The sequence below is a fragment of the Haloplanus natans DSM 17983 genome, from assembly GCF_000427685.1.
Classification (GTDB): Archaea; Halobacteriota; Halobacteria; order Halobacteriales; family Haloferacaceae; genus Haloplanus; species Haloplanus natans.
The window spans coordinates 1,266,053-1,287,458 of the sequence record NZ_KE386573.1; the positions used below are offsets into that span (position 1 = coordinate 1,266,053).

19 protein-coding genes and 3 pseudogenes are annotated in these 21,406 nt (G+C 67.7%); 10 read left to right on the forward strand and 12 right to left on the reverse strand.

All coding sequences use genetic code 11. From position 1 onward, the window contains the following. Positions 1-65: 65 nt before the first annotated feature. The 5 genes and pseudogenes from HALNA_RS21630 to HALNA_RS08665 all read left to right on the forward strand — a co-directional run. Positions 66-668: pseudogene (locus HALNA_RS21630) on the forward strand (ribonucleotide reductase N-terminal alpha domain-containing protein); the annotation flags it as partial. Positions 669-728: 60 nt separating this feature from the next. After that, positions 729-2,003: pseudogene (locus tag HALNA_RS21635) on the forward strand (LAGLIDADG family homing endonuclease); the annotation flags it as partial. 3 nt (positions 2,004-2,006) lie between these two features. After that, positions 2,007-4,577 (forward strand): annotated as a pseudogene (locus HALNA_RS21640) (adenosylcobalamin-dependent ribonucleoside-diphosphate reductase); the annotation flags it as partial. 116 nt (positions 4,578-4,693) lie between these two features. Next, positions 4,694-4,822, forward strand: coding sequence for an HVO_2523 family zinc finger protein (locus HALNA_RS21465; protein WP_342665018.1), 129 nt, complete (start codon positions 4,694-4,696; stop codon positions 4,820-4,822). 75 nt (positions 4,823-4,897) lie between these two features. Next, positions 4,898-5,899, forward strand: a complete 1,002-nt coding sequence (locus tag HALNA_RS08665; protein ID WP_049935990.1) for a phytoene/squalene synthase family protein — start codon at positions 4,898-4,900, stop codon at positions 5,897-5,899. On the opposite strand, the gene cruF is transcribed toward HALNA_RS08665, so the two are convergent. From cruF to HALNA_RS21355, 6 genes are all read right to left on the reverse strand, one after another. After that, positions 5,896-6,786 carry a bisanhydrobacterioruberin hydratase gene (gene cruF / locus HALNA_RS08670; protein WP_084509957.1) on the reverse strand — a complete coding sequence of 297 codons (891 nt, stop codon included), beginning with the start codon at positions 6,784-6,786 and terminating at the stop codon, positions 5,896-5,898. The genes HALNA_RS08665 and cruF overlap by 4 nt on opposite strands. Further along, complete coding sequence (locus HALNA_RS08675) at positions 6,779-7,618, reverse strand: prenyltransferase (RefSeq protein ID WP_049935991.1); 840 nt, start codon at positions 7,616-7,618, stop codon at positions 6,779-6,781. The genes cruF and HALNA_RS08675 overlap by 8 nt, the downstream gene beginning before the upstream one ends. After that, the gene (locus HALNA_RS08680) at positions 7,615-9,120 is read right to left on the reverse strand and encodes a phytoene desaturase family protein (protein WP_049935992.1); all 1,506 of its coding nucleotides are present in this window, start codon (positions 9,118-9,120) and stop codon (positions 7,615-7,617) included. Before HALNA_RS08680 ends, HALNA_RS08675 begins: the two co-directional genes overlap by 4 nt. 119 nt (positions 9,121-9,239) lie before the next feature. Continuing rightward, complete coding sequence (locus HALNA_RS08685; protein WP_049935993.1) at positions 9,240-10,652, reverse strand: FAD-dependent oxidoreductase; 1,413 nt, start codon at positions 10,650-10,652, stop codon at positions 9,240-9,242. A 63-nt stretch (positions 10,653-10,715) separates the two neighbouring features. Beyond that, positions 10,716-11,162, reverse strand: a complete 447-nt coding sequence (locus HALNA_RS08690) for a hypothetical protein (RefSeq protein WP_049935994.1) — start codon at positions 11,160-11,162, stop codon at positions 10,716-10,718. A gap of 39 nt (positions 11,163-11,201) precedes the next feature. Further along, complete coding sequence (locus HALNA_RS21355; protein WP_281172106.1) at positions 11,202-11,333, reverse strand: hypothetical protein; 132 nt, start codon at positions 11,331-11,333, stop codon at positions 11,202-11,204. Between the two features lie 144 nt (positions 11,334-11,477). Between HALNA_RS21355 and HALNA_RS08695 the strand changes: the two genes are divergently transcribed. Together HALNA_RS08695 and HALNA_RS08700 are read left to right on the forward strand one after the other, a co-directional pair. Beyond that, the gene (locus tag HALNA_RS08695) at positions 11,478-12,152 is read left to right on the forward strand and encodes an SDR family oxidoreductase (RefSeq protein ID WP_049935995.1); all 675 of its coding nucleotides are present in this window, start codon (positions 11,478-11,480) and stop codon (positions 12,150-12,152) included. A 43-nt stretch (positions 12,153-12,195) separates the two neighbouring features. Further along, positions 12,196-13,017, forward strand: coding sequence for a ZIP family metal transporter (locus tag HALNA_RS08700; RefSeq protein ID WP_049935996.1), 822 nt, complete (start codon positions 12,196-12,198; stop codon positions 13,015-13,017). On the opposite strand, the gene HALNA_RS08705 is transcribed toward HALNA_RS08700, so the two are convergent. Then, positions 13,014-13,295 (reverse strand): hypothetical protein, encoded by a 282-nt coding sequence (locus tag HALNA_RS08705; protein ID WP_049935997.1) that lies wholly within the window; start codon positions 13,293-13,295, stop codon positions 13,014-13,016. The genes HALNA_RS08700 and HALNA_RS08705 overlap by 4 nt on opposite strands. Then, positions 13,292-14,302, reverse strand: coding sequence for a DUF7490 domain-containing protein (locus HALNA_RS08710; RefSeq protein WP_049935998.1), 1,011 nt, complete (start codon positions 14,300-14,302; stop codon positions 13,292-13,294). Before HALNA_RS08710 ends, HALNA_RS08705 begins: the two co-directional genes overlap by 4 nt. A gap of 83 nt (positions 14,303-14,385) precedes the next feature. Here HALNA_RS08710 and HALNA_RS08715 point away from each other — a divergent pair, with 83 nt between their 5' ends. Further along, positions 14,386-14,781, forward strand: a complete 396-nt coding sequence (locus HALNA_RS08715) for a universal stress protein (protein WP_049935999.1) — start codon at positions 14,386-14,388, stop codon at positions 14,779-14,781. 9 nt (positions 14,782-14,790) lie between these two features. On the opposite strand, the gene HALNA_RS08720 is transcribed toward HALNA_RS08715, so the two are convergent. Both HALNA_RS08720 and HALNA_RS08725 read right to left on the reverse strand, forming a co-directional pair. Continuing rightward, on the reverse strand, positions 14,791-15,696 hold the full coding sequence (locus tag HALNA_RS08720; RefSeq protein ID WP_049936000.1) for an alpha/beta fold hydrolase: 906 nt from the start codon (positions 15,694-15,696) through the stop codon (positions 14,791-14,793). Then, complete coding sequence (locus HALNA_RS08725; RefSeq protein WP_049936001.1) at positions 15,696-16,037, reverse strand: hypothetical protein; 342 nt, start codon at positions 16,035-16,037, stop codon at positions 15,696-15,698. Before HALNA_RS08725 ends, HALNA_RS08720 begins: the two co-directional genes overlap by 1 nt. A 564-nt stretch (positions 16,038-16,601) precedes the next feature. Between HALNA_RS08725 and HALNA_RS08735 the strand changes: the two genes are divergently transcribed. Further along, complete coding sequence (locus tag HALNA_RS08735) at positions 16,602-18,485, forward strand: SLC13 family permease (RefSeq protein WP_157573489.1); 1,884 nt, start codon at positions 16,602-16,604, stop codon at positions 18,483-18,485. Between the two features lie 43 nt (positions 18,486-18,528). On the opposite strand, the gene HALNA_RS08740 is transcribed toward HALNA_RS08735, so the two are convergent. After that, positions 18,529-19,356: a BtpA/SgcQ family protein gene (locus HALNA_RS08740; RefSeq protein WP_049936004.1), complete on the reverse strand. Its 828-nt coding sequence runs from the start codon at positions 19,354-19,356 to the stop codon at positions 18,529-18,531. A 30-nt stretch (positions 19,357-19,386) separates the two neighbouring features. Beyond that, on the reverse strand, positions 19,387-20,130 hold the full coding sequence (locus HALNA_RS08745) for an N-acyl homoserine lactonase family protein (protein ID WP_049936005.1): 744 nt from the start codon (positions 20,128-20,130) through the stop codon (positions 19,387-19,389). Positions 20,131-20,406: 276 nt separating this feature from the next. Here HALNA_RS08745 and HALNA_RS08750 point away from each other — a divergent pair, with 276 nt between their 5' ends. Next, positions 20,407-21,375, forward strand: a complete 969-nt coding sequence (locus HALNA_RS08750; RefSeq protein WP_049936006.1) for an arsenic resistance protein — start codon at positions 20,407-20,409, stop codon at positions 21,373-21,375. Positions 21,376-21,406: the final 31 nt, after the last annotated feature.

The following is a 21,406-nucleotide window of genomic DNA, read 5'->3' on the forward strand; positions in this document are numbered from 1 at the left end:
GCCGTGCCTGACCTCCAGGGGTGGGGTGAGACGGGCCGCGAACCGACCACCACGACGACCAACACATGAGTACGCACGACATCGAGGCCGACGAACTGGAACGACCGATCAAGCGGACGGACGGGGACGCTCTGGAGGAGCGACTCACCGCCAACGCCTACCACAACATCCTCCCGGCACGCTACCTTCGCAAGGACGCGGACGGGGACCTGATCGAGGATCAGGAGGATCTCTTCCCGCGCGTCGCGAAGAACATCGCCCTCGCCGAAGCGGTGTTCGAGGCGCGCAAACGGGACGTAGAGATCACGGTCACGCCCGACCAGTTGAAACCCGACCACCCCCGGCGAGACGAACTCGCCGCCGAGGTGTTCGGTGCGGGCACCACCGCCGACGCGGATGTCGAGACGACGCTCACCGAGTACAACGTCAACAAGTTCGCCTACGAGACGGTCGTCCCGGACCTGCCCGCGGACGTCCGAACGGTCGTCGAGGAGACCCGCGAGGAGTTCGAGACGTTGATGACGGATCTCTCCTTCATGCCCAACTCGCCCACGCTGATGAACGCGGGCGACGAACTCCAGCAGCTTTCGGCGTGTTTCGTCGACTCCCCCGAGGACGACATCGACGACATCCACCAGACGGCCAAGGAGGCGGCCCAGGTGTTCCAGTGTTTGACCGAGGACACCGACATCTACGTCGAGGGCGAGGGTGTCGTCTCCATCGCCGACGTGGACCCCGGCGACCGAGTCGTCCAGCGGGATGGCGACGGGCATCGGACGAGGACCGTCGACGCGACGCATGCGTACAACGACGCCCCGGTCCACCGTATCAAGACGGCGGTCGGCGTCGAGATCACCGGCACGCCGAACCACGAGTTGCTCGTCGACGGCGAGTGGCGCCGGATCGATGCCGTCGATCCCGGTGACATGCTCTCGCTCCGCCTCGGGTGGATCGACCCCGAGGACGCCACGACCGAACTGACGACCGTCGCTGGCGGCGCACGGTGGTCCGACCGGCGAACCGTCTCCAACGACGAAATCCTCGAACTCCACGCCGAGGGGCTCAGCGACTACGAGATCGCCGACCGACTCGACAGTTCGGCCTCGACCATCCAGCGCCGCCGCTCGCTCGAACTCGGACTCGACCCGAACGGGACCGGTGGCCGTCCCGGCGGGACCGTCAGTTTCGACGAGAACGAGTTCGACGCCCTCTATGCTGACGGCCGGTCGGACGGCGAGATGGCGCGTGAACTCGGCGTCTCCACACGAACGATCGCGCGTCACCGCGAGAATCGCTCGCTCGAGGCAAACGGCGAGGCCGTCAAGACCGTCCGTCAGCCGACCGAACTCACACCCGACCTCGCGGAACTCGTAGGGATGTGGGTCGGCGACGGATCGACACACGAAGACGGGATTCGCTTCCACCTCAACCGCGACGAAACGCTCGAACGCGTCGAACGGCTCTGTCGTGACCTGTTCGATACCGGACTCGACTGGCGCTGGGAGGACGGATGTTACGACGCCGTCGTCCACAGCCACGAGGTCAAACGCTGGTGGCTCACCAACTTCGGTGACGCGAAACCCGACGCTACGTCGGCGAGCGTTCCCGATGCGGTGTGGTGTGCTGATCGCGGGACGATCGGTGCGTTCCTCCGCGGACTCTTTTCGACCGATGGCAGCCTCCAGAACGACGCGTACCCCCGGTTCTGGACATCGTCTCAGAAACTGGTTGACGGCGTTCAGCAGTTGTTGCTCGGGATCGGCATTCCAGCGGGGAAGTGGGAGTACGACGCGGACCACCGCGAGTACTACAACGTCGGTCCGACGGGCGAGCGCGGACTCGACACGTTCCTCGATACGGTCGGCTTCGTGGATTCACGCGGCGAGACGATGGCCGAGACGTTGGAACGCATCGACTCGCAGGGTCCGAGCGTCGGGACCGTGGACGGTTCGACGTGGCGGGTTCCGGTCGAAACGGTCGCCGAAGCGGGAACCGCGACCGTCTACGACGTGACTGTCGACGACGACCACGAGTACGTCGCCAGTTCCGTCGTCTCCCACAACAGTGGTGGCGGCATGGGGTATGCCTTCTGGCGGCTCCGCCCCTACGGCGACGCCGTGGGCTCCACCGGCGGCATCGCCTCGGGTCCGATCACCTTCATGCGCACGTTCGACCAGATGTGCGAGACCATCGCGCAGGGCGGCGCTCGACGAGGCGCCCAGATGGGTGTCATGCGCATCTCCCATCCGGACGTGATCCAGTTCATCCACGCGAAAAACAAGGACGTCTCGCTGGCTCACACCCTCCGGCTGAACGACCCCGACGACTTCACGCACAACTCCTTTGCCGCCGCGCTGGAGGAGGCCCGCGAACTCATCGACGACGAGGGGAAGGTCCCGAAACACCTCCGCAACGCCGTCGAGGGCCACCTCTCGAATTTCAACATCTCCGTCGGTATCACCGACGACTTCATGGACGCCCTGCAGGCGGGCGAGGAGTTCACGTTCACCAACCCGCGGACGGGCGAGCCCCACGTCGCCACCCCCGAGACGAGGGAACTCTACGAGATGTTCGGCCTCGGCGAGTACGTCGAGGTGGGCGAGGAACTGTCGATGCCCGCCGAGGTCATCTGGGAGGACATCGTCGAGGGCGCCCACGAGAACGGCGAACCCGGCGTGATCTATCTGGAGCGGGTGAACAAGCAACATTCTTTCGATGTAGAAGAAAATCCAAGTCATAGAATACTTGCAACAAATCCCTGTGGCGAACAGCCGTTGGAGGAGTACGAGGCCTGCAACCTCGGCCACATCAACCTCTCGACGCTCGCCGACTTCGACGCGCCGGACTGGCGGGTGTGGGCCGACGAACACGAAGACGAGTACGACTCGGAGGCCGACGCGGTCGACGCCTTCCTCGAGGAAGCCATCGACTGGGACGCGTTCGACCACCGCATCGACTACGGCACCCGATTCCTCGAGAACGTCGTCACGATGTCGGATTTCCCGGTCGACGAAATCGAGGAGAAGGTCCGCGAGATGCGCAAGATCGGCCTGGGCGTCATGGGACTCGCGCAGCTGTACGTCCAACTCGGCATCCGCTACGGCAGCGACACGGGCAACGAAGTCGCCCGGCAGCTGATGACCCACATCAACCACGAGTCGAAGTGGGCCTCCCACGAACTCGCGGCCGAACGCGGTTCGTTCGAGGACTGGGACGACTCGAAGTACGCCGACCCCACCCGCTACCGCGAGTGGTTCGAGCACCACACGGGCGAGGACGCCGACGAGTGGGCGGACGGCTTCCCGATCCGCAACCACAACACGACGACCATCGCCCCGACGGGCACCACCTCCATGGTCGGCAACACCACCGGCGGCTGTGAGCCCATCTACAACGTCGCCTACTACAAGAACGTCTCCGACGACGTGCAGGGCGACGAGATGCTCGTCGAGTTCGACGACTACTTCCTCCGGACGCTAGAGGCGAACGACCTCGACATCGACGCGGTCAAGCAGGAGGCCCAAGAGCAGATGGCCGCAAACGAGTTCGACGGCGTCGAAGGCCTGGAGACGGTGCCGAACGCCATCGGCGAACTGTTCGTCGTCACCGGCGACCTGACCGGGAAGGAACACGCGGCCGTCCAGTGTGCGTGTCAGGAGGGCGTCGACTCCGCCATCTCGAAGACCTGTAACTTCCCTAACAGCGCGACGGTCGAGGATATGGACGAGGCGTATCGGTACATCTACCAACACGGCGGCAAAGGCGTCACCGTCTACCGCGACGGGACGCGCTCGAAACAGGTGTTGACGACCCGCGCTCAGAACACGGAGTTCGCGGACGAGGGCGAGGCCGCGGCGGCGCTCGTCGAACAGATCGAAGACGTGTTCGGGGGCCTCGAGGGCTTCCTCGACAACGAGGACGTACAGGCCGCCCTCGACGCCGAACTGGAGGAACTGCTCGCGGCCGCCGACGGCGAGCGCGAACTCGGAACCAAGCGCCCGCGGCCGGACGTACTCCACGGCGTTACCCAGCGCGTCGACACGGGCTACGGGAAGCTCTACGTCAATATCAACGAGGACGAGGCGGGACAGCCGTTCGAACTCTTCGCCAACATCGGCAACTCCGGCGGCTTCACCGCCTCCTTCACCGAGGCGCTGGCGAAGACCATCTCGACGGCCCTGCGCTCGGGCGTCGACCCACGCGAAATTGCCTCCGAACTGCAGGGCATCCGCTCGCCGAAGGTGGCGTGGGACAAGGGCGAACAGATCAACTCCATCCCGGACGCCGTCGGGACGGCGATGCGTCGCTACCTCGACGACGAAATCGACCGGCCGTACCCCAAACAGCAGAACCTGACGGAACTCGAGGAGGCCGAAGCCGAGGCCGGGGCGACGCCGACGCCGGCGAACGACGGCCCCGAAGCCGACGGCGGCGCGGCGGTGGCGAACGACACCGACGATACCGCCGACCTGCTCGCCGCCGGCGAGAGTCCCGAGTGTCCCGAATGCGGTTCGATGAGCCTCTACTACTCCGAAGGCTGCAAGACCTGCGAGTCGTGTGGCTGGTCGGAGTGTTGATCGACTGACGAGTCCCGCGTCCACCGACTCTCCTCTCGGTTCAAAGATCGACGCCCTGCGGATCGAAATATTTCCATCTCGACATCGCTCGACCGACCGGCGGAACAGTCATGTCGATGTGGTGTGTATATAAGAGTATGTCTGCTCGGTGTCCCCGTTGCGAGACGGCGATGTCTCGCCGTCACTGCAAGTACGTCTGTCCGAACCACGGGGTCGTCTACGACTGCAGCGATACGTTCTGGTGACATGATAGTTCACGATTCAGTCACGATCACGGCCGATCACGTTCGCACTCGCCGCCCGGCGGGGGGGTACCGACGATGGTGAGCGACGACGGCGTCGCCCGCGGGAAAGAGATTCAGCGGCGCACGGGGAAGACGTTCCACCTCGCCACCCGGCTCCTTCCCGAACGGGTCCGTGAGTCGACGTACGTCCTCTATGCCTTCTTCCGAGTGGCCGACGAAGTGGTCGACGACGCCGAGGGCGTCCCGCCCGCGGAACAGCGGGCGGAGCTCGAACGCCTGCGTGCGGCAGCACTCGGCGAGGAACCGACCGACGATCCGGTGCTCGACGCCTTCGCCGACCTTCGTGAGACCCACGATATCCCCGAGACTGACGTGAACACGTTCGTCGACGCGATGTTGACCGATGTGACCAAGAGCCGCTACGAGACGTTCGAGGAACTCCGGGCGTACATGGACGGCTCGGCGGCCGCGGTCGGGCGGATGATGACTGCGGTGATGGACCCCGACGATCCGGAGCGTGCGCTCCCGCACGCGACGGCACTCGGCGAGGCGTTCCAGCTCTCGAATTTCCTTCGCGACGTGCGCGAGGACATCGTCGAACGCGACCGGATTTACCTCCCCCAGGAGACGCTCGACGAGTACGGCGTCAACGAGTCCGACCTCCGGAACTTCGAGGTGACCGACGAGTTCCGCGAGGCGATGGAGCGGGAACTCCGGCGGACGGAAGCGCTCTACCGCGAGGGCGTCGCGGGCATCGAGTATCTCCCCGACGACTGCCAGTTCCCGGTGCTGGTCGCCGCCGTCCTCTACGCCGACCACCACCGGCTGATCCGTGGGCGCGACTACGACGTGCTCTCCGCGACCCCGTCCATCGGCACGGCCCGGAAACTCGCGCTCGTCGCCCGGACGCGCTGGCACTGGCTCTGGAACCGCGACCCCGAAACCGTCTTCATGCGGGTGAGCTGCGTCCCCGAGATGTCCGGTGATCTGGACCCCGAGCGCGGACGCGACCCGAACCGTGGGGTCGGTCGTCGCCTCCTGCGTGGCGCGGTCGAGGGGCTCCGGCGGCTGACCTAGAGCCAGCGCGGCCGGGTCGGCACGTCGAACCGCGCCGTCCGAACCAGTCCGAGCGCGAACAGGCCGCCGACCGCCGCCGCCCCCCAGTTGCCGAAGTAGACGTTGACCGCGCTCCAGAGCAGAACGAAACTCACCAGATCGTCGAGCGCGAACTCGCAGGCCTTCAGTCGGTCGAGCAGTGCCGACCGGTCGAGGACGGCGTCGAGGACGAGTACGGTCACCGTCGCCGATAACACCCACCCCACGAAGTTCGAGAGCGGGACGCCGTAGACGGCGCCGCCGGCGGGGTAGGTCCAGAAGCCAAGCGCCACGGCGCCGGGGTCGAGGACCAGATCCATCGCCACGACGGTGCCGATGACGGTCGGGAGTCGGACGCTCGCCGCCCGCGCCCGCGGGCCGAGGAGGAGCAGACAGAGCAGGTAGGCGTTACAGACCAGCGGCAGGAAGAAGACGGGCAGGCCAACGGGGACGCCCGCGACTGTCGGGCCGAGGTCGATGGCGTAGTGGAACTCGCCGTAGGGCCACCCGGTCCGCAGCCCGACGAACTCGATGGCGTAGGCGTAGCCGGCGAGGCCGGCGATACCGACCGCAGCCTTGCGGTCGATCAGCGGCGCGATGCCCACCAGTAGCGGCGAGCGCATGACGAGCGTCCCGAGCAGGATGAGCAGAGGGTCGAACGCGAACGGTGGGGGGACGACTCCCTCCGCGCTCGCGACGAGGAGGACGGCACCGACGACGGGGAAGACGACGGCGACGGTGAACCGATTCTCGCGGATCAGGGCGTCGAGGCGGGCCTGCATCTCGGTCCGGGCGTCGCGGCGGGTGGTCGCGGGCGCCCCGACGGTGCCCGTCCCCGCCCCGCCGTCGCCGTCGCTCCCGTTAGCCATGGACGAGCCCCCAGAGGCCGCCCATCGTGATGAGCGCGCCGACGACGGTGTTGACGGCGGGGAACCACCAGTACGCCCGGTCGGCTGCCACCGACGACCGGGCAACGAGGACGACGCCGACGGGGTACAGACCGATGAGGACGCCGAGCCGAACGTCGAGCAGGCCGAAAGCGACGGCGGCGAGCGCCCAGCAGGCCGCGCAGTAGGCGTAGGTCGCCCCCTCGCCGAGCGCCGTAGCCGTCGTCTCGATGCCCGCCCGGCGGTCCGGTTCGATGTCGGGAATCGCGGAGAAGGTGTGCATCGCCATCGTCCACAGCCACCCGCCGACGACGGCGAGGAGTGGTGGGTGGGCGCCGGCGACGGCCGCGTAGGCCGCGGCGCCGGGCAGGACGTACAGCCCGTTCGAGAGGGAGTCGAGCGGCGGGTGGACCTTCAGCCGGAACGGCGGCGCGCTGTAGGCCACCCCGAGTGCGAGGAAGCCGGCGAGCCACGGCCACGCGAGCGGCGGCGTCAGCGCCGTCGGTGCGAGGACGAGGAGGCCGTTGACGCCGACGGCGACGGGGACGAGTCGGTTCCCGCCGTAGCGCACTTCCCGGCCCTCCTTTTTGGGGTTCTCCACGTCCACGTCGGCGTCGAACACGTCGTTGACGCCGTACAGGAGGACGTTCGCGGGGAGGAGGAAGTACGCAAAGAGGGTGAGCGTGGTCGGGGTAAAGAGGTCGGCCGTCGACGCCGCGCCGTAGACGACGCCGACGGCGACGGGACCGGCGAGGTAGAGCCAGAACCGCGGGCGCGACAGCTTCACCAGATACCGCGCCGCGGCCGCCGTCATCGTCGCTCTTTCGCCATCCGCTCGGCCGTCAGGCGGCCGCTGATGAGACACATCGGCACGCCGATACCGGGCGTCGTATAGGAGCCGGTGAAGTAGAGGCCATCTACCTCGGTCGAGGCGTGGGGCGGCCGGAGCAGCGAAGTCTGGCGGAGCGTGTGTGCGAGGCCGAGCGCCGTCCCCTGCGTGCTGTTGTACCGGTCGGCGAACTCGGAGACCGAGAAGGACTCCTCGAAGACGATGCGGTCCCGGATGTCGACGCCGGTGTGTTCGGCGATGTCGTCGAGCAACAGGTCACGGAACTGCTCGCGGCGGTCCGGCCCGTCGTCGAGGCCGGGGGCGATGGGCACGAGGGCAAAGAGGTTGCTGTAGCCCTCGGGGGCGACGGTGTCGTCCGTCTCGGAGGGGACACAGAGGTAGTACGCCGGCTCCTCGGGCCACGATGGGTCGTCGCCGAAGATGGTGTCGAAGTGGGCGTCCCAGTCGGTCGGGAGGACGAGCGTGTGGTGGGCCAGCGGGTCCACGTCACCCTCGACACCGAGATAGAGGAGGAAGGCGGAGGGCGCGTAGGTGCGTGAGTCCCAGTAGTCGGCGTCGTACTGGCGGTCCTCGGGGACGAGGAGTTCCTGTTCGGTGTGGGCGTAGTCGGCATCGGAGACCACCTCGTCGGGGAAGAACTCGCGGCCGTCCTCGGTACGGACGGCGAAGCCGCCCTCCCGTCCCCTGATCTCCGAGACCGAGTGGTCCGTGTGGAACGTGACGCCGAGTTCCTCGGCCATCGCGACGACACCGTCGACGACGCCGCCCATCCCCTCCTCGGGGTAGTAGACGCCGAGGTTGAAGTCGACGTGGCTCATCAGGTTGTAGAGAGCGGGCGTGTTCGACGGCGCGCCGCCCAGGAACACGAGGGAGTACTGGACGATCTGTTGTAGCTTGGGGTGGTCGAAGTAGTCCTCGACGTGCTCTTGCATCGTCCCGAGCAGGGAGAGGCCGTTGGCGTACCGGAGGACGTCGGGGTCGACGAAGTCGCGCAGGCGGGCGCGGTCCTCGTAGACGAAATGCTCCATTCCCACGTCGTAGGTGTATTCGGCCTGATCCAGATACGCCTGTAGCGCCTCACCGGCGCCGGGTTCGTAGGACTCGAACAGTTCGCGGTTGGCGTCGAACTCCGGCAGTAGATCGACCCGGTCGCCGTCCTTGAAGAAGATGCGGTAGTGGGGGTCGAGGCGTTCGAGGCCGTAGTACTGCTCGGGGCGCCGGTCGAAGTCGCCGAAGAAGTCCTCGAACACGTCGGGCATGAGATACCAGGAGGGCCCCATATCGAACCGGAAGCCGTCGGCGTGGAGGCGACTGGCCCGGCCGCCGAGCTGTTCGTTTTTTTCCAGGACGGTCACGTCAGCGCCAGCGTCGGCGAGATAGCAGGCCGTCGAGAGGCCGCCGAACCCGCTGCCGACAACGACGACCGACCGTCCGTCGGCCGCCCCCGTCGACGGAGTACCGTTCATGTCCTCCCCTAGGGACGTGATCCGTATATACTACCCGCCACGCTCGCGCGGTGATCGCCCGCCCGCGGGGTCGCGGACTGTTCGGACAAACCACCGATACACAGTTACAATAATCCGTATCACAGCCGTCCGTTCAGCACCTTCGCCGCGACGAGGACGGGGTCCCAGACGGGGCTGAACGGTGGCGCGTACGCCAGGTCGAGGCGTTCGAGTTCGGCGACGGTCAGGTCGGCCTCGATGGCCGTCGCGAGCGTGTCGATCCGAACGGCCGCGCGGTCTTCGCCGGCGATGGCACCGCCGAGGACCCGCCCGCTCGTGCGGTCGGCGACGAGCGTGACCACCGTCTCGTCGCCGCCGGGGTAGTAACCCGAGCGCGACCCCGCGGTGATCGTCTCGCCCACGGGGTCGAAGCCGGCGTCGGCCGCCGCCTCGGCGAGGAGCCCGACACGTCCGCATTCGAGGTCGAAAGCCTTCACGACCGCCGTCCCGGCCACGTCCCCGACGGGCGTCGGATCGCCGGCGACCGTCGAGCCGATGGCCCGGCCCGCGCGGTTCGCCGTCAGCCCGAGGGGGACCCACGTCTCCTCGCCCGTCACCGCGTGGCGCGCCGTCGCCACGTCGCCCGCGGCGTAGACGGCCGGGAGGTTCGTCCGCCCGTAGTCGTCGGTTCGGATCGCGCCGTTCGGCCCCCGGTCGACGCCCGTCCCGTCGAGGAGGGTCGCGTTCGGTTCGATACCGATGCCGACGACCGCCATGTCGACCGGGCGCGTCCCGCCGTCGACGCGCAGGGCGTCGATCCGACCCTCGCCGACGAGTTCCTCGACGCTCGTCCCGGTGTGGACCGTGACGCCCTGCGCTTCGAGGGTCGATTCGACCCGTTCGCCGGCCGCCGCGCCGAACGGCGGGAGGAGGCGATCGGAGCGCTGGTAGAGGTGGACCTCGACGCCGCGGGCGACGAGCGCCTCGGTCATCTCGACGCCGACGTAGCCGCCGCCGACGACGGCCGCCCGCTCCGGTGGGTCGAGCGCGACGTTGTGGTCGACGCGGTCGGCGTCGACCGGGCCGTCGCCGAGGCGGTCACGGTCGTACTCCTCCGGCGCCGCGACGTAGGCGTCGATGGCCGCGGCGTCGTCGAGGCCGTGGAGGGTGAAGGCGCCGTCGAGTGCGGTGTCGAACGGCCCGGCTGCGGCGCTCGCGCCCGTCGCGACGAGCAACTCGGCGTAGGGCTGATCGAAGCGCTCGCCGTCGGCGTGGACGGTAACAGTGCGATCCGCGGGCGAGACCGACACGACTTCGTGGCCACGGCGCAGGTCGATACCCCGCTCCTCGGCCGCGGGGGGCGAGAGCGAGAGCAGGTCCGTCAGCCGCTCGACCGACCCCTCGACGAAGTAGGGCGTCCCGCAGTGGGCATAGGAGATCCACCGCCCTTTCTCGAAGACGATCACGTCCCGGTCGGCCTCGCGGCGGAACTTGCTCGCTGCACTCAGGCCGGCGGCGTCGCCACCGACAACGACGAACGGGTCGCCTGTCATAGCACCCCTTCGACGGGTGGCGACAAAAGCGTGCGCCGCACCTGCAGCGACGGTGCGATGCCGTCAGATCCGGTACAGGAGGTACCCGAGCAGGGCCGCGAGCACCGTCTCGGAGGCGAGCGCGAGTGTCTCGACGGGACCGGCGACGACGTGTGCGGCCAGATACGCGAGCGTCGACCCGCCGTGGTGGGTGCCGGGGCCGAGGAAAAAGAGCGGGCGATGGCCGCTCGCGTGCCACGCGAAGTAGCCGCCGACGTAGAGAATCATCAGGACGATGCCGCCGACGTAGAGTGGGCGGCGCTTCGCACCTCCGACGGCGGCGAGTAGGCCAACGACGAGAGCCACCCCGGAGAGGACGAACAGCGGCCACCGCAGGTCGGGCGGGACGAGGATGCCGGCGCTCAGATACGCCAGCCAGTTACTGACGCCGAGTGCGAGATGGATCACGGCGACGAGAACGACCATATGCGCCGCGACGACGTGGGCCGGATCGAAGGCGCGGAGGTTCACCCCCGGTACAACGGGCGAGAGGATAAAAACGACGCGTGTTTAGAACCGACCGCGGCGCCGGAACAGGCGCGTGAGAAACTGCTCGACCGGACCGGGCTTCGTGGAGACGGACACGCCGGGGAGGTAGTAGTCGTCCGCTGACTGCTCGTCGGAGATGGTTGCTCTACTCATACTCACGGATTTGGCCCGGAACCAATTAAAAATTCCGAAATAAAGTTAGCAAAACACAAATTAACATCCGTTATTGACTAACGTTCACACGGTTCGTCGGCGCACCGTCCGGGGATTCATGCGGCTGCCACGCTAACGACGGCTATGGACGGAACAAACGCCGTCGTTACGGGAGCGAGTCGGGGAATCGGTGCGAGCGTCGTACGGAGGTTCGCGGCCGAGGGCGCCCACGTCACCTGCTGTGCTCGGACGCTCGACGACCTCGAGTCGGTCGTCGAATCGGCGGACGGTTCGGTGACGCCGGTGCGGGCGGACGTCCGCGACGAGTTCGACGTGGAGCGGCTGATGGAGACGGCCGCCGGTGAGGGCGCTATCGACGTAGTGGTGGCGAACGCCGCCGTCAACCACGGCCCACCCGGAGAGAGTCCGCTCGGGGAGGAGTCGTACACGCGCTTCGACGACACGATGCGCACCAACCTGCGCGGCGTCTTCACGACGATACGCGAGGCGCTGCCACATCTCGCACCCGACGCGCGAATCCTCGTCCCGTCGGGGAGCGTTGCCCGGGAGTCGACGCCGGGGATGGGTGCCTACGCCGTCTCGAAGGCGGGCGCCGAGGCGCTGGTTCGGGGGTTCGCGGCCGACATCGACGGGTCCGTCGCCGTCGTCGACCCCGGCTACGTCGCTACCGACCTCAGCGGCGGCAAGGGCCGCGACCCGGCCGACGTGGCCCCGATGTTCGTGTGGGCGGCCCGCGACGCCGAGGACGCCGACGGCGAGGTGCTCGACCTGCGGGCGTGGAAGTCGGCCACCCGGTAGCCGAACCGAACGTATTATTAATTGCGTCAGTTTAGTTGTTAATATGCGTGTCTCTTCCATCGTCGGTCTCGCCAGTACCGGCGTCTTCGTCGGCCTCTCGGCGCTCGCGACGACTCTCGGTGCCTGGAAACTCCTCGGTATCTCGTGGGTGGCTTTCGCCGCGATGGCGCTCGGCATCCCGCTCGGTCGGCGGACGCTCGGCGACCGGTCGTGGGCGCTCGTCTGGGGCTACGGGCTCGCCGCCGGCGCGATGATCACCAGCGCGGCCGTCTTTCTCGTCCCGCAGGCCATCGCCCACGACACCAACTTCGGCGGGTTCGGCATCGCGCTCGGCCTGCTGGTGGGCTTTGCCGGCCACACCGTTGGCCACCGACTCGCCCACTACGACCTGCCCCTTGACCGCACCGTCGCCGAACTCTCCGCGCACGCCTTCTCCGCGGGGCTGATCATCGGTATCATCTACGGCAACATGCCGACGCTCGGTCCCATTCTCGGCCTCGCCATCGTCTCGCACAAGGGACCGGCGGGCTACGCGGCGGCTCGACGCCTCGTCTCGAAGGGTCGGAACCCGACCGTGCTCCTCCTCCCGGCGGCGGGCGTAGGCATCGCGGCCATCGTCTCCAGCCTGATTCAGCTCCCGGCCTCCGCGGCCGTTCGGGGTGTCGTCTTCGGCTTCGCCGCCGGCATCTTCCTCCACGTCGCGATGGACTTCCTGCCGCGGTGTGAACTCGGGAGCGACGTGCACGAACTCCTGACGGTCACCGGCGACGCACACGAACTGCTCGACCGCCTCCGGGTTCACGCCGTCCTCAGCACGGGTCTCGGCGGCATCGCCGTGTTCGTCGCGTGGGTCGTCGTCACCTAGCCGTACAGCCGGCGGAGCTGATACGAGATGCCGAGCCCCGCCGCGAGCAGGACGACGAGATTGAAAGCCGCCTGAAACAGCGACCGGTACTCCGGCTCGATCCACGTCCGGATGGCGTTCGAGACGCTGAGATACAGTTGGATCACGGCGACGAAGGCGAGGACGCCGAGGACGAGCAGGACGGCGTAGTTGGCGTAGCGGCGGACGCGCTCGCCGCGACCCTCGCTCTCGTCCGCGTCGGTACTCTCACTCTCGGGGATGGTGTCTGTCTCACTCATTGGCTCGTCCTCCGTGCGAGTAGGGCCGCGGCGAGGAGCGCAACGACGGCGACGGCGGCGCCGAAACCGGGACCGCCACCCGAGGTGGGCATCCCCGTCGCCTCCGGCCGGGGACGCTCGTCGTCCCCGTCGCCGCGGGTGAAGTCACTCACGCGCAGTTCCACGTCGCGTCGCGTCTCGTTGACGCTGATCGTCTCCGTCGGGTCCAGATTCGCCGCCCCGCGGGCGCTGTCGATGACGACCCCGTCCTTCCAGAGCACGGCGTCGATGTAGTAGTTGTAGCCCGTCGGCACCGTCAGCCGCGTCTCGACCGTCTCCGTGCGGCCGGGGCGGATCGACCCCACCGGGACCGAGGTGCGGTTGGCGACGATGTTCGAGTCGGCCTGCCGGAGCGTCACCGTGACGCGCAGGTCCCCCGGCCGGTCGTCGCCCGCGTTGGTCAGTGCCATCTGCAGGGCGAGTGTCGTCCGGTTGCCCTCCGTCCCGGCGACGGAGAAGGCGACCGGCGGGAGGGCGTCCGCCTCGGCGAAGCCCACGGCGCTTCGGGCGTACGGCGGCTGGAGGGCTTCGAGGCCGCGGAGTTCGCGCGTCCCGCTGTCGACCCGCTGGTCGTCGCGGTAGACGACCGCACGAATCCGGTAGCCACCCTCGCGCTCGACGGTCAGGTTCGTCGGCACCGCTACCTCGCGTTCCCCGGTCAGGTCGCCGGCGGTCGTCGTTCGCGTCGTCTCGACGAGCCCCGACTCCGCATCGACCGCCTGTATCCGCACGGTCACGTTCCGCGCCGGCGGGCCACGATGGGACAGGCGCGTCACGACGTTCAGCGTCACCGTATCGCCGGTCACGTCGCCGGCCGAAATCTCCATGTCGGCGATGTCGACCGGGCCGGGACGAACCGGTCGCTCCTCGCTCGGATCGGCGAGGGCGCCGGGGACGAGGACGGCGGCGACGACGGCCAGGAGGGCAACGCCGGCCGCCCCGGCGGCCAGCGTGGTTTCGCGGCGCATACGCGGCCATCCTCGTGGACCGGGCAAATGTTTTGGGGAGGGTAAAACCCCGTTTTATGCTACTCCGCCTCGATGGGACGCGCATGACCGTCTACGTCGTCGGCACCGACACCGTCGATACGAGCGCCGCGCTGTGTGATTATCTCGACCGCCGCCTCGACGCCAGCGATACGGTCCACGCCGTCAACTCCCTCCCCGGTGGCGACGCCACCGACGCCACCGACGCCCGCGACGGCGAGGACGCGGTCACCGTCGTCCAGTCGCGTCTCGGGGCCGTCGCGACGGTCGAGACCCACCAGTTCGTCCGCGGCAACGACCCCCACGAGGACCTCCTCGCCCACGCCGACGCCGTCGACGCCGACGAACTCGTCATCGGCGTTCGCAAGCGCAATCCGACGGCGAAAATCGTCTTCGGCAGCACGGCCCAGGCGGTCCTCCTGCGCTCCGCGCGTCCCGTCGCCGTCGTCCCGCTGACCTGACCGCCTCCGCTACCGGTCGAGGACCTCATCGAGGAAGGCGATCTGGTGGGCTACGGCCGTCTCGAACGCCGGGCCGAGCGCGTCGGCGTGACCGATGGGGAGACGGAGGAACGTCGATCCCTCGATCCGGTCGGCGGCGTCGGCGACGACGGCTGGCGGGGCAACGTCGTCGTCGGCGGCAGCGAGGAGGAAGGTCGGACAGCGCACCCGCTCGGCGTCGGCGAGCGGGCGGTAGCGAAACAGGGAGAGGAGTCCGCGGGCGGGCGTCGCGTTGTGCCAGTCGCTCCGCGGCGGAACGAGATCCAGATACGCGTCGCCGGTCGGGCGCGGCAGGACGCCGAACTCGTCGCGTCCGCCCACGACGGGGACGGATCGGGACCGGCCGAAGGGGGCGAGCAACCGGTCACGGACGCCGGCACCGACCGCACGGGCGAGCGCGCGCGGCGAACGAGCGCGGGCGAACGCCCGCCCGTCGAGCAGGGGGGCAACGGCGACGACGGCCGCCACGCGCCGGTTCGCGGCCACACGGACCGCGTGACCGCCGCCGAGGCCGAACCCCCAGAGCACGACCCGTCGGCGCTCGCCGTCGAGACGGCGGACCCGGTCGACCGCCGCGTTCAAATCCGTGATCTGTCCCGCGGGGTCGACGAGATTTCGTGGCTCGTCCTCGCTCTCGCCGAAGCCGCGGTAGTCGAAGACGAAGGCGGCGTAGCCCGCACGGGCGAAGCGCTCGGCGTACCGCGGGTAGCCGAACGTCGCCTCGGCCGCGAACTCGGGGCCCAGCACGATCACCGGCGGCGTGGCGGGTCGGTCCGGCCGGTAGAGTCGACCGCGACACCTCCGGCCCTCGCTCTCGAAGCCGAGCGTCGTCGTCGCCACGTCGAACCGGCGGGCGGGTGTCGCGGTCACCGACATTACGGGTCTTCCTTGAGCGTCTCGAGGACGCGCGTCGAGAACTCCGTCTCGGAGATGCGGTAGTCGCGCAGCCCCTCGAACCACTCGCCTTCGACGTACCAGGTGTTCATCACCTCGTCCTCGAACCGGAGGACGGTCGCCTCGACGCGTTTCGGGTTCCACTTATCCTCCTCGTCGAGGTCGATGAAGGCGTTCAGTACTTTTCCCATCTCCATGTGGTTGACCTCGTCGCCAGGATAGCCGGTGATGTACGACAGTTCGACCGGTTCGACGGCCTCGATTTCGTGAATGTCGACCCCGAAGTTCCGCAGTTCTTCCTCCAGTGTGGATTCGTCCATCATATCCGGTCTTGCATCTCGGCGGTCAAAACCCTTGCCGGCCGGTCGCGCCGCTTTCCGTGGTGAAAATGTGGGAGGAGGTGAGGCCGTCAGTTCGTGGTGGGCTTCGGCCCGAGTCCGCCGCGATCGATCATCGGGATCGCGGTCGTCGGCCCCGGGGTCGGCTCCGGTTCCGGTCGATCCCGTCCTCCGTCGGTCGTCGGGCCGCTTCCGGATCGCGGCTGTAGGGGGATGACGGGATCGATCGTGATGGTGGAACGGTTCTTCTGTGTCGTGCGTCGGGACGTGCTCATTGGGATGTGTCGTATGCTGTGGTGGTTGTGGAACTGCACTGCGTCATCGGGCCACGATCAGCATACGAGTACGACGCGTTGCATCGTAGTTCGTTCATAGCTCCCATCCATAATAAACCTTCATGATCGTTACTGGGTAAGATACCACGGCACGCGGTTTCACCGCCCACCGTTCGAACGTCGGTATCTTGAATGTCTTCGACTGCTTCTATCCGCCGAAGACGTGTCTCGAGTTGGTCCTGCGGTCGATACCGTGCCCTTGGTGGCCGCCGCGGTGTCGACCGACACTCTCGTGGTCTTCGGCATCGTGTTGCTCGCGCTCGGCCTGTTCGTGACGGAGCTTCTGCCTATCGACGTGACGGCTATTTTCATCATGGTCGTCCTGATGGTGTTCGGGAGCGACGGCGTCGTGAATCTCACCCACATCTCGACCGCCGAGGGCGTGTCGGGCTTCTCGAACCCGGCGACCCTCACCGTCCTCGCGATGCTCATCCTGAGTTCGGGCATCAGCCGGACGGGTCTCGTCCAGATCCTCGGCCGGAAGATGGCCGCCTTCGCCGGCGAAGACCGTGACCGACAGCTTCTGGCCACTATCGGCGTCGCCGGCCCCGTCTCCGGGTTCATCAACAACACGCCCGTCGTCGCCATCCTCGTCCCCGTCATCACCGACCTCGCGCACGCGGGCAAGACGTCGCCCTCGAAACTCCTCTTACCCCTCTCCTATGCTTCGATGTTCGGGGGGATGCTCACCCTCATCGGCACCTCGACGAACATCCTCGCCAGCGACGTGTCGGCCCGCCTGCTCGGTCACCCCTTCTCCATGTTCGAGTTCACCTCCCTCGGCGTCGTCGTTCTCGTCGCCGGCAGCCTCTATCTCGTGACCATCGGCCACCGCCTCATCCCCGAACGCGTCCCCGTCGAGGACGACTACGTCCAGGAGTACGCCATCGAGGAGTATCTGACCGAAGTCGTCGTCGAGCCGGAATCGCCGCTCGTAGGGCGGACCGTCGGCACCGCAATCCACCACGTCGACTTCGACGCCGACATCCTCCAAGTCGTCCGCGACGGCGACGAGTTCATCCAGCCACTCGGCCAACTGACGATCCGCGCCGGCGACGTACTTCGGCTCCGGGCGGACCGCGACACGCTCCAGCAACTGGTCGAGCGCGATACGTTGACCCTCACCGGCCACCCGCCGCGGACGGGAGAGGAACTCGAACCCACGACCGAGACGGCACAGACCCTCGTCGAAGTCGTCATCCCGCGTGGCTCCTTTCTCGCCGGCAAGTCGCTCGCGAGTTCGACCTTCCGCCAGCGCTACGACGCGAACGTCCTCGCCTTCCGTAGCCGGGGGGAGACCGTCCGCGACCACATGGACCGCCGTCGCATCCGCGTCGGCGACACGCTCCTCATCCAGGCGGCACCGGACAGCATCGACCGCCTCTCCGACAACGAGGACTTCATCGTCGCACACGAACCGGCGGAACCCCACTACCGAACCGAGAAGATCCCCCACGCCATCGCCATCATGCTCGGCGTCGTCGGCGTCGCCGCCGTCCCCTGGGAGACGGTCGGGACGACCCTCGCCGGCGTGACCGGAATCGGCGCTTTCGGCGTACTCGGCGCGCTCTCGCTTCCGATCCTCGTTACCGCGCTCGCCGGCGTCGTCGCGATGGTCGCCACCGGCGTCCTCGCCCCAACCGAACTCTACGACGCCGTCGAGTGGGACGTGATCTTCCTCCTCGCCGGCGTCATCCCGCTCGGCATGGCGCTCGAACAGACCGGTGGCGCCGACGTGCTCGGGAGCCTCGTCGCTGCCTCGAGCACCGTGCTTCCAGTCGTCGGCGTTCTCTGGGTGTTCTACGTCGCGACCGGTCTCATCACGGGCGTCATCTCGAACAACGCCAGCGTCGTGTTGATGCTGCCCGTCGCCGTCGAGGCGGCGACGCTGATCGGTGCCGACCCCTTCTCGTTCGTCCTCGCGGTCACCTTCGCCGCCTCGACTGCCTTCATCACCCCTGTCGGCTACCAGACCAACCTCTTCGTCTACGGCCCCGGCGGCTACAGGTTCACCGACTACGTCCGGGTCGGCGCCCCCCTCCAACTGTTTCTCTCCGTCGTCACCGTCGCCGGCATCGTCGTGCTGTGGGGCGTGTGAGCGTTTTCGTCCCCGCCCACCCACGAGACGCCGGCTCAGGCGGTTAGCGCACCGCGTCCGCCGCCGCGACCAGTCGCTCGACACGCTCGACCGAGACGGGGTTCGGGGCGTCCCCGCCCGCCTTGAGCGCGCTCCCGACGATGGCGCCGTCCGCGACCGAGAGTGTCTCACCCACCGTCTCGGCGGTCACACCGCTCCCGACGAACACCGGCGTGTCGAGTCCCGCCTCGTCGCGGGCCGCGACCGCCGCCCGCAGGTCGTCGTCGTCGGTCGCCCGTCCGGTCGCCGCTCCGCTCACGACCACACCGTCCGCGAGGCCGCGTTCGACGGCGTCGCCGAAGGCTTCCGGCCCGACCGCCGAGTCCCGCCGACCCATCGGCGCCGAGTGTTTGACGCCCACGTCCGCCAACACCCGAACGTCCGCATCGAGGCGCTCGCGGAGTCGCATCGTCTCGTGGGCACGCCCCTCCAGCACTCCCTGGTCGGCTACGCGCGCCCCGACGTGGACGTTGATCCGGACGAACGCGGCGCCCGCCGCGGCCGCGACGGCGACCGCCGACGGACCGTCGTTGCGGAGGACGTTCACCCCGACGGGGCGGTCGGTCGCCTCCCGTACCGTCCCCACGAGCGCCGTGAGTTCCGCGACGACGTGACGCGGCACCGACTCCGGGTAGAACGGTGCGTCGCCGAAGTTCTCCACGATCAGTGCGTCGACGCCGCCCGCGTCTAGGCGTTCGGCGTCCCGACGCGCGGCCGCGTGAATCGCCGTGCGTCCCCCGTCGGCATCGAATCGAGGGGCGCCGGGGAGCGCCGGCAGGTGGACCATGCCCACGACCGGTCGGTCGGCGCCGACGACGGCTTCGGTGTCCATACGCGAAGGGCGGTCGGCGACGAGTTAAAATTACACCAGTCCCGCCGGCTCCACCCCCAGAATCCCCCACTCGTGGCCCGGTAGGAGACGATCAGCGCGGTCGACCACCTTGGTCGCGCTCTCCCACCACGCCAGGTCGTCCATCGGCAGTCCCGGCACCGGGTCGCCGTCGTCGGGGACGTTCTCGAAGGTCTGTACCGCGTCGACGGCGACGACAGTCGTCCCCGCGTCCGTCTCCACCGCCACCGACTGGTGGCCGACCGTGTGTCCCGGCGTCGGAAAGACGGTGACGCCCGGGCAGAGCGCCGTCTCCCCCCGCAGCGGCGTCAGATCGACCGTCAGCCACGGCGGCTCCCGCCCCAACGACGTAGCCTCGTACCGGTCCGCGTGCATCGGATACGGGGCGACGGCGTACGCCAGTTCCCGCCGCTGGACGTAGATGTCGGTGTCGGCGTCGTCGAAGGGGCCGAGGCCGTAACAGTGGTCCCAGTCGAGGTGGCTGAGGACGACGGCGTCGATATCGCCGGGCGCGTACCCCTCGTCGTCGAGGATGGCGTCCAGTTTCTGACCTGGCTCTCGGTGGCACGCGTAACTCGGGTGTAGCTCCGCCATCAGGTCGACCGGGCCGAACCCCGTGTCGACGAGTATCGTCTCCTCGGCGTCGATCAGGTAGACGATGGCGGGCGCCTCGACGACGCCCTCCGCGCCCGCGACGAGGAGGTCGGCACCGACGCGAAAGGAGCCACAGCAACGGGGCGTGACGGTTGGGGGCATACGGGATGCGTCGATCGGCGACGGGATAAACGTTAGACAGCCACCTGGATGGTAGTTTCTCGAAGATACGTTGTATACAAACGAAACCACAGTTTCGCCGACGAAACCTCGTGTCCCAACAGTCACATGATGGTTATGCTTCCGGCGCCCCTCGGGTGAGCTGTGATGACGGAAGTCAACGTCGAATACTGTGTGCCGTGTGGCCTGCTCGAATACGCCTCCTCGGGGTAGTGCTCGCCCTCGGAATCACGATTCGCTAACGACTCGATTCGATTCATGACACGACTCTCGAAACAGTGGGTACAGCACAATCAAGTCGGCATTTACGCCGTCGGTGTCATCCTCGCAATTGGTGTCGGCCTCGGTCTTCCAAGCGCGAGCACGGCGCTGGAGCCGCTGATCAACCCCGTGTTAGCGGTGCTGTTGTACGTAACCTTCCTCGAGATTCCGTTCGTCCGAATCCGTCGGGCGTTCCGGAACGGCCGATTCATGACGGCTGCGCTCGGGATGAACTTCGTTGTCGTGCCGGTCGTCGTGTTCGCCCTCACCCGAGTCCTTCCGCAGGAACCGGTGATCCTCGTGGGGGCGTTTATGATGTTGTTGACGCCGTGTATCGATTACGTCATCACGTTCACCGAACTCGCGGGCGGTGACGCAGAGCAGATCACGGCCGCGACGCCAGCGCTGATGCTCGTCCAGCTACTGTTGCTCCCGCTGTACCTCTGGCTGTTCATGGGCCAGCAGGTCGCCGAGTTCATCGAAGCCGGGCCGTTCATCGAGGCGTTCGTCGTCATCATCGCGCTCCCGCTGACGCTCGCGTGGGCGACCGAATACTGGGCGGAGCGCTCCGAACGTGGCGCCCAGTGGCAGGACACGATGGGCCGGTTGCCGGTGCCGATGATGGGGGCGACGCTGTTCGTCGTGATCGCCTCCCAACTCCCGCGGGTGCAGGATTCGATCGGACAGGTCGCGGCGGTCGTCCCCGTCTACGTGGCGTTTCTGGTCATCATGCCGCTGCTCGGTCGGTTCGTGGCGGGTGTGCTCGGGATGGAGGCCGGCGAGAGCCGTGCGCTCGTGTTCACCGCTGTCACGCGGAACTCGCTGGTCGTTCTTCCGCTGGCGCTCGCGCTCCCGTCGGGCTATGCGCTCGCACCAGCGCTCGTGGTCACCCAGACGCTCGTCGAACTGACGGGGATGGTTGTCCTCACACGAATCGTCCCGGCCTGGTTAGTCCCGGATTCTTGATCTCGATGCCGATCGGAGTGATTGAGTCACA

What these genes read in the sequence shown, in the direction of transcription:
- HALNA_RS08720 (WP_049936000.1), bottom strand. Translation starts at nt 15,696, where the DNA reads ATGTCGGTGACCGCGACACCCGCCCGCCGGTTCGACGTGGCGACGACG.
- HALNA_RS08665 (WP_049935990.1), top strand. Translation starts at nt 4,898, where the DNA reads ATGGTGAGCGACGACGGCGTCGCCCGCGGGAAAGAGATTCAGCGGCGC.
- HALNA_RS08715 (WP_049935999.1), top strand. Translation starts at nt 14,386, where the DNA reads ATGACCGTCTACGTCGTCGGCACCGACACCGTCGATACGAGCGCCGCG.
- HALNA_RS08695 (WP_049935995.1), top strand. Translation starts at nt 11,478, where the DNA reads ATGGACGGAACAAACGCCGTCGTTACGGGAGCGAGTCGGGGAATCGGT.
- HALNA_RS08740 (WP_049936004.1), bottom strand. Translation starts at nt 19,356, where the DNA reads ATGGACACCGAAGCCGTCGTCGGCGCCGACCGACCGGTCGTGGGCATG.
- HALNA_RS08745 (WP_049936005.1), bottom strand. Translation starts at nt 20,130, where the DNA reads ATGCCCCCAACCGTCACGCCCCGTTGCTGTGGCTCCTTTCGCGTCGGT.
- HALNA_RS08680 (WP_049935992.1), bottom strand. Translation starts at nt 9,120, where the DNA reads ATGAACGGTACTCCGTCGACGGGGGCGGCCGACGGACGGTCGGTCGTC.
- HALNA_RS08685 (WP_049935993.1), bottom strand. Translation starts at nt 10,652, where the DNA reads ATGACAGGCGACCCGTTCGTCGTTGTCGGTGGCGACGCCGCCGGCCTG.
- HALNA_RS21355 (WP_281172106.1), bottom strand. Translation starts at nt 11,333, where the DNA reads ATGAGTAGAGCAACCATCTCCGACGAGCAGTCAGCGGACGACTACTAC.
- HALNA_RS08700 (WP_049935996.1), top strand. Translation starts at nt 12,196, where the DNA reads ATGCGTGTCTCTTCCATCGTCGGTCTCGCCAGTACCGGCGTCTTCGTC.
- cruF (WP_084509957.1), bottom strand. Translation starts at nt 6,786, where the DNA reads ATGGCTAACGGGAGCGACGGCGACGGCGGGGCGGGGACGGGCACCGTC.
- HALNA_RS08725 (WP_049936001.1), bottom strand. Translation starts at nt 16,037, where the DNA reads ATGATGGACGAATCCACACTGGAGGAAGAACTGCGGAACTTCGGGGTC.
- HALNA_RS21465 (WP_342665018.1), top strand. Translation starts at nt 4,694, where the DNA reads ATGTGGTGTGTATATAAGAGTATGTCTGCTCGGTGTCCCCGTTGCGAG.
- HALNA_RS08675 (WP_049935991.1), bottom strand. Translation starts at nt 7,618, where the DNA reads ATGACGGCGGCCGCGGCGCGGTATCTGGTGAAGCTGTCGCGCCCGCGG.
- HALNA_RS08705 (WP_049935997.1), bottom strand. Translation starts at nt 13,295, where the DNA reads ATGAGTGAGACAGACACCATCCCCGAGAGTGAGAGTACCGACGCGGAC.
- HALNA_RS08750 (WP_049936006.1), top strand. Translation starts at nt 20,407, where the DNA reads ATGACACGACTCTCGAAACAGTGGGTACAGCACAATCAAGTCGGCATT.
- HALNA_RS08710 (WP_049935998.1), bottom strand. Translation starts at nt 14,302, where the DNA reads ATGCGCCGCGAAACCACGCTGGCCGCCGGGGCGGCCGGCGTTGCCCTC.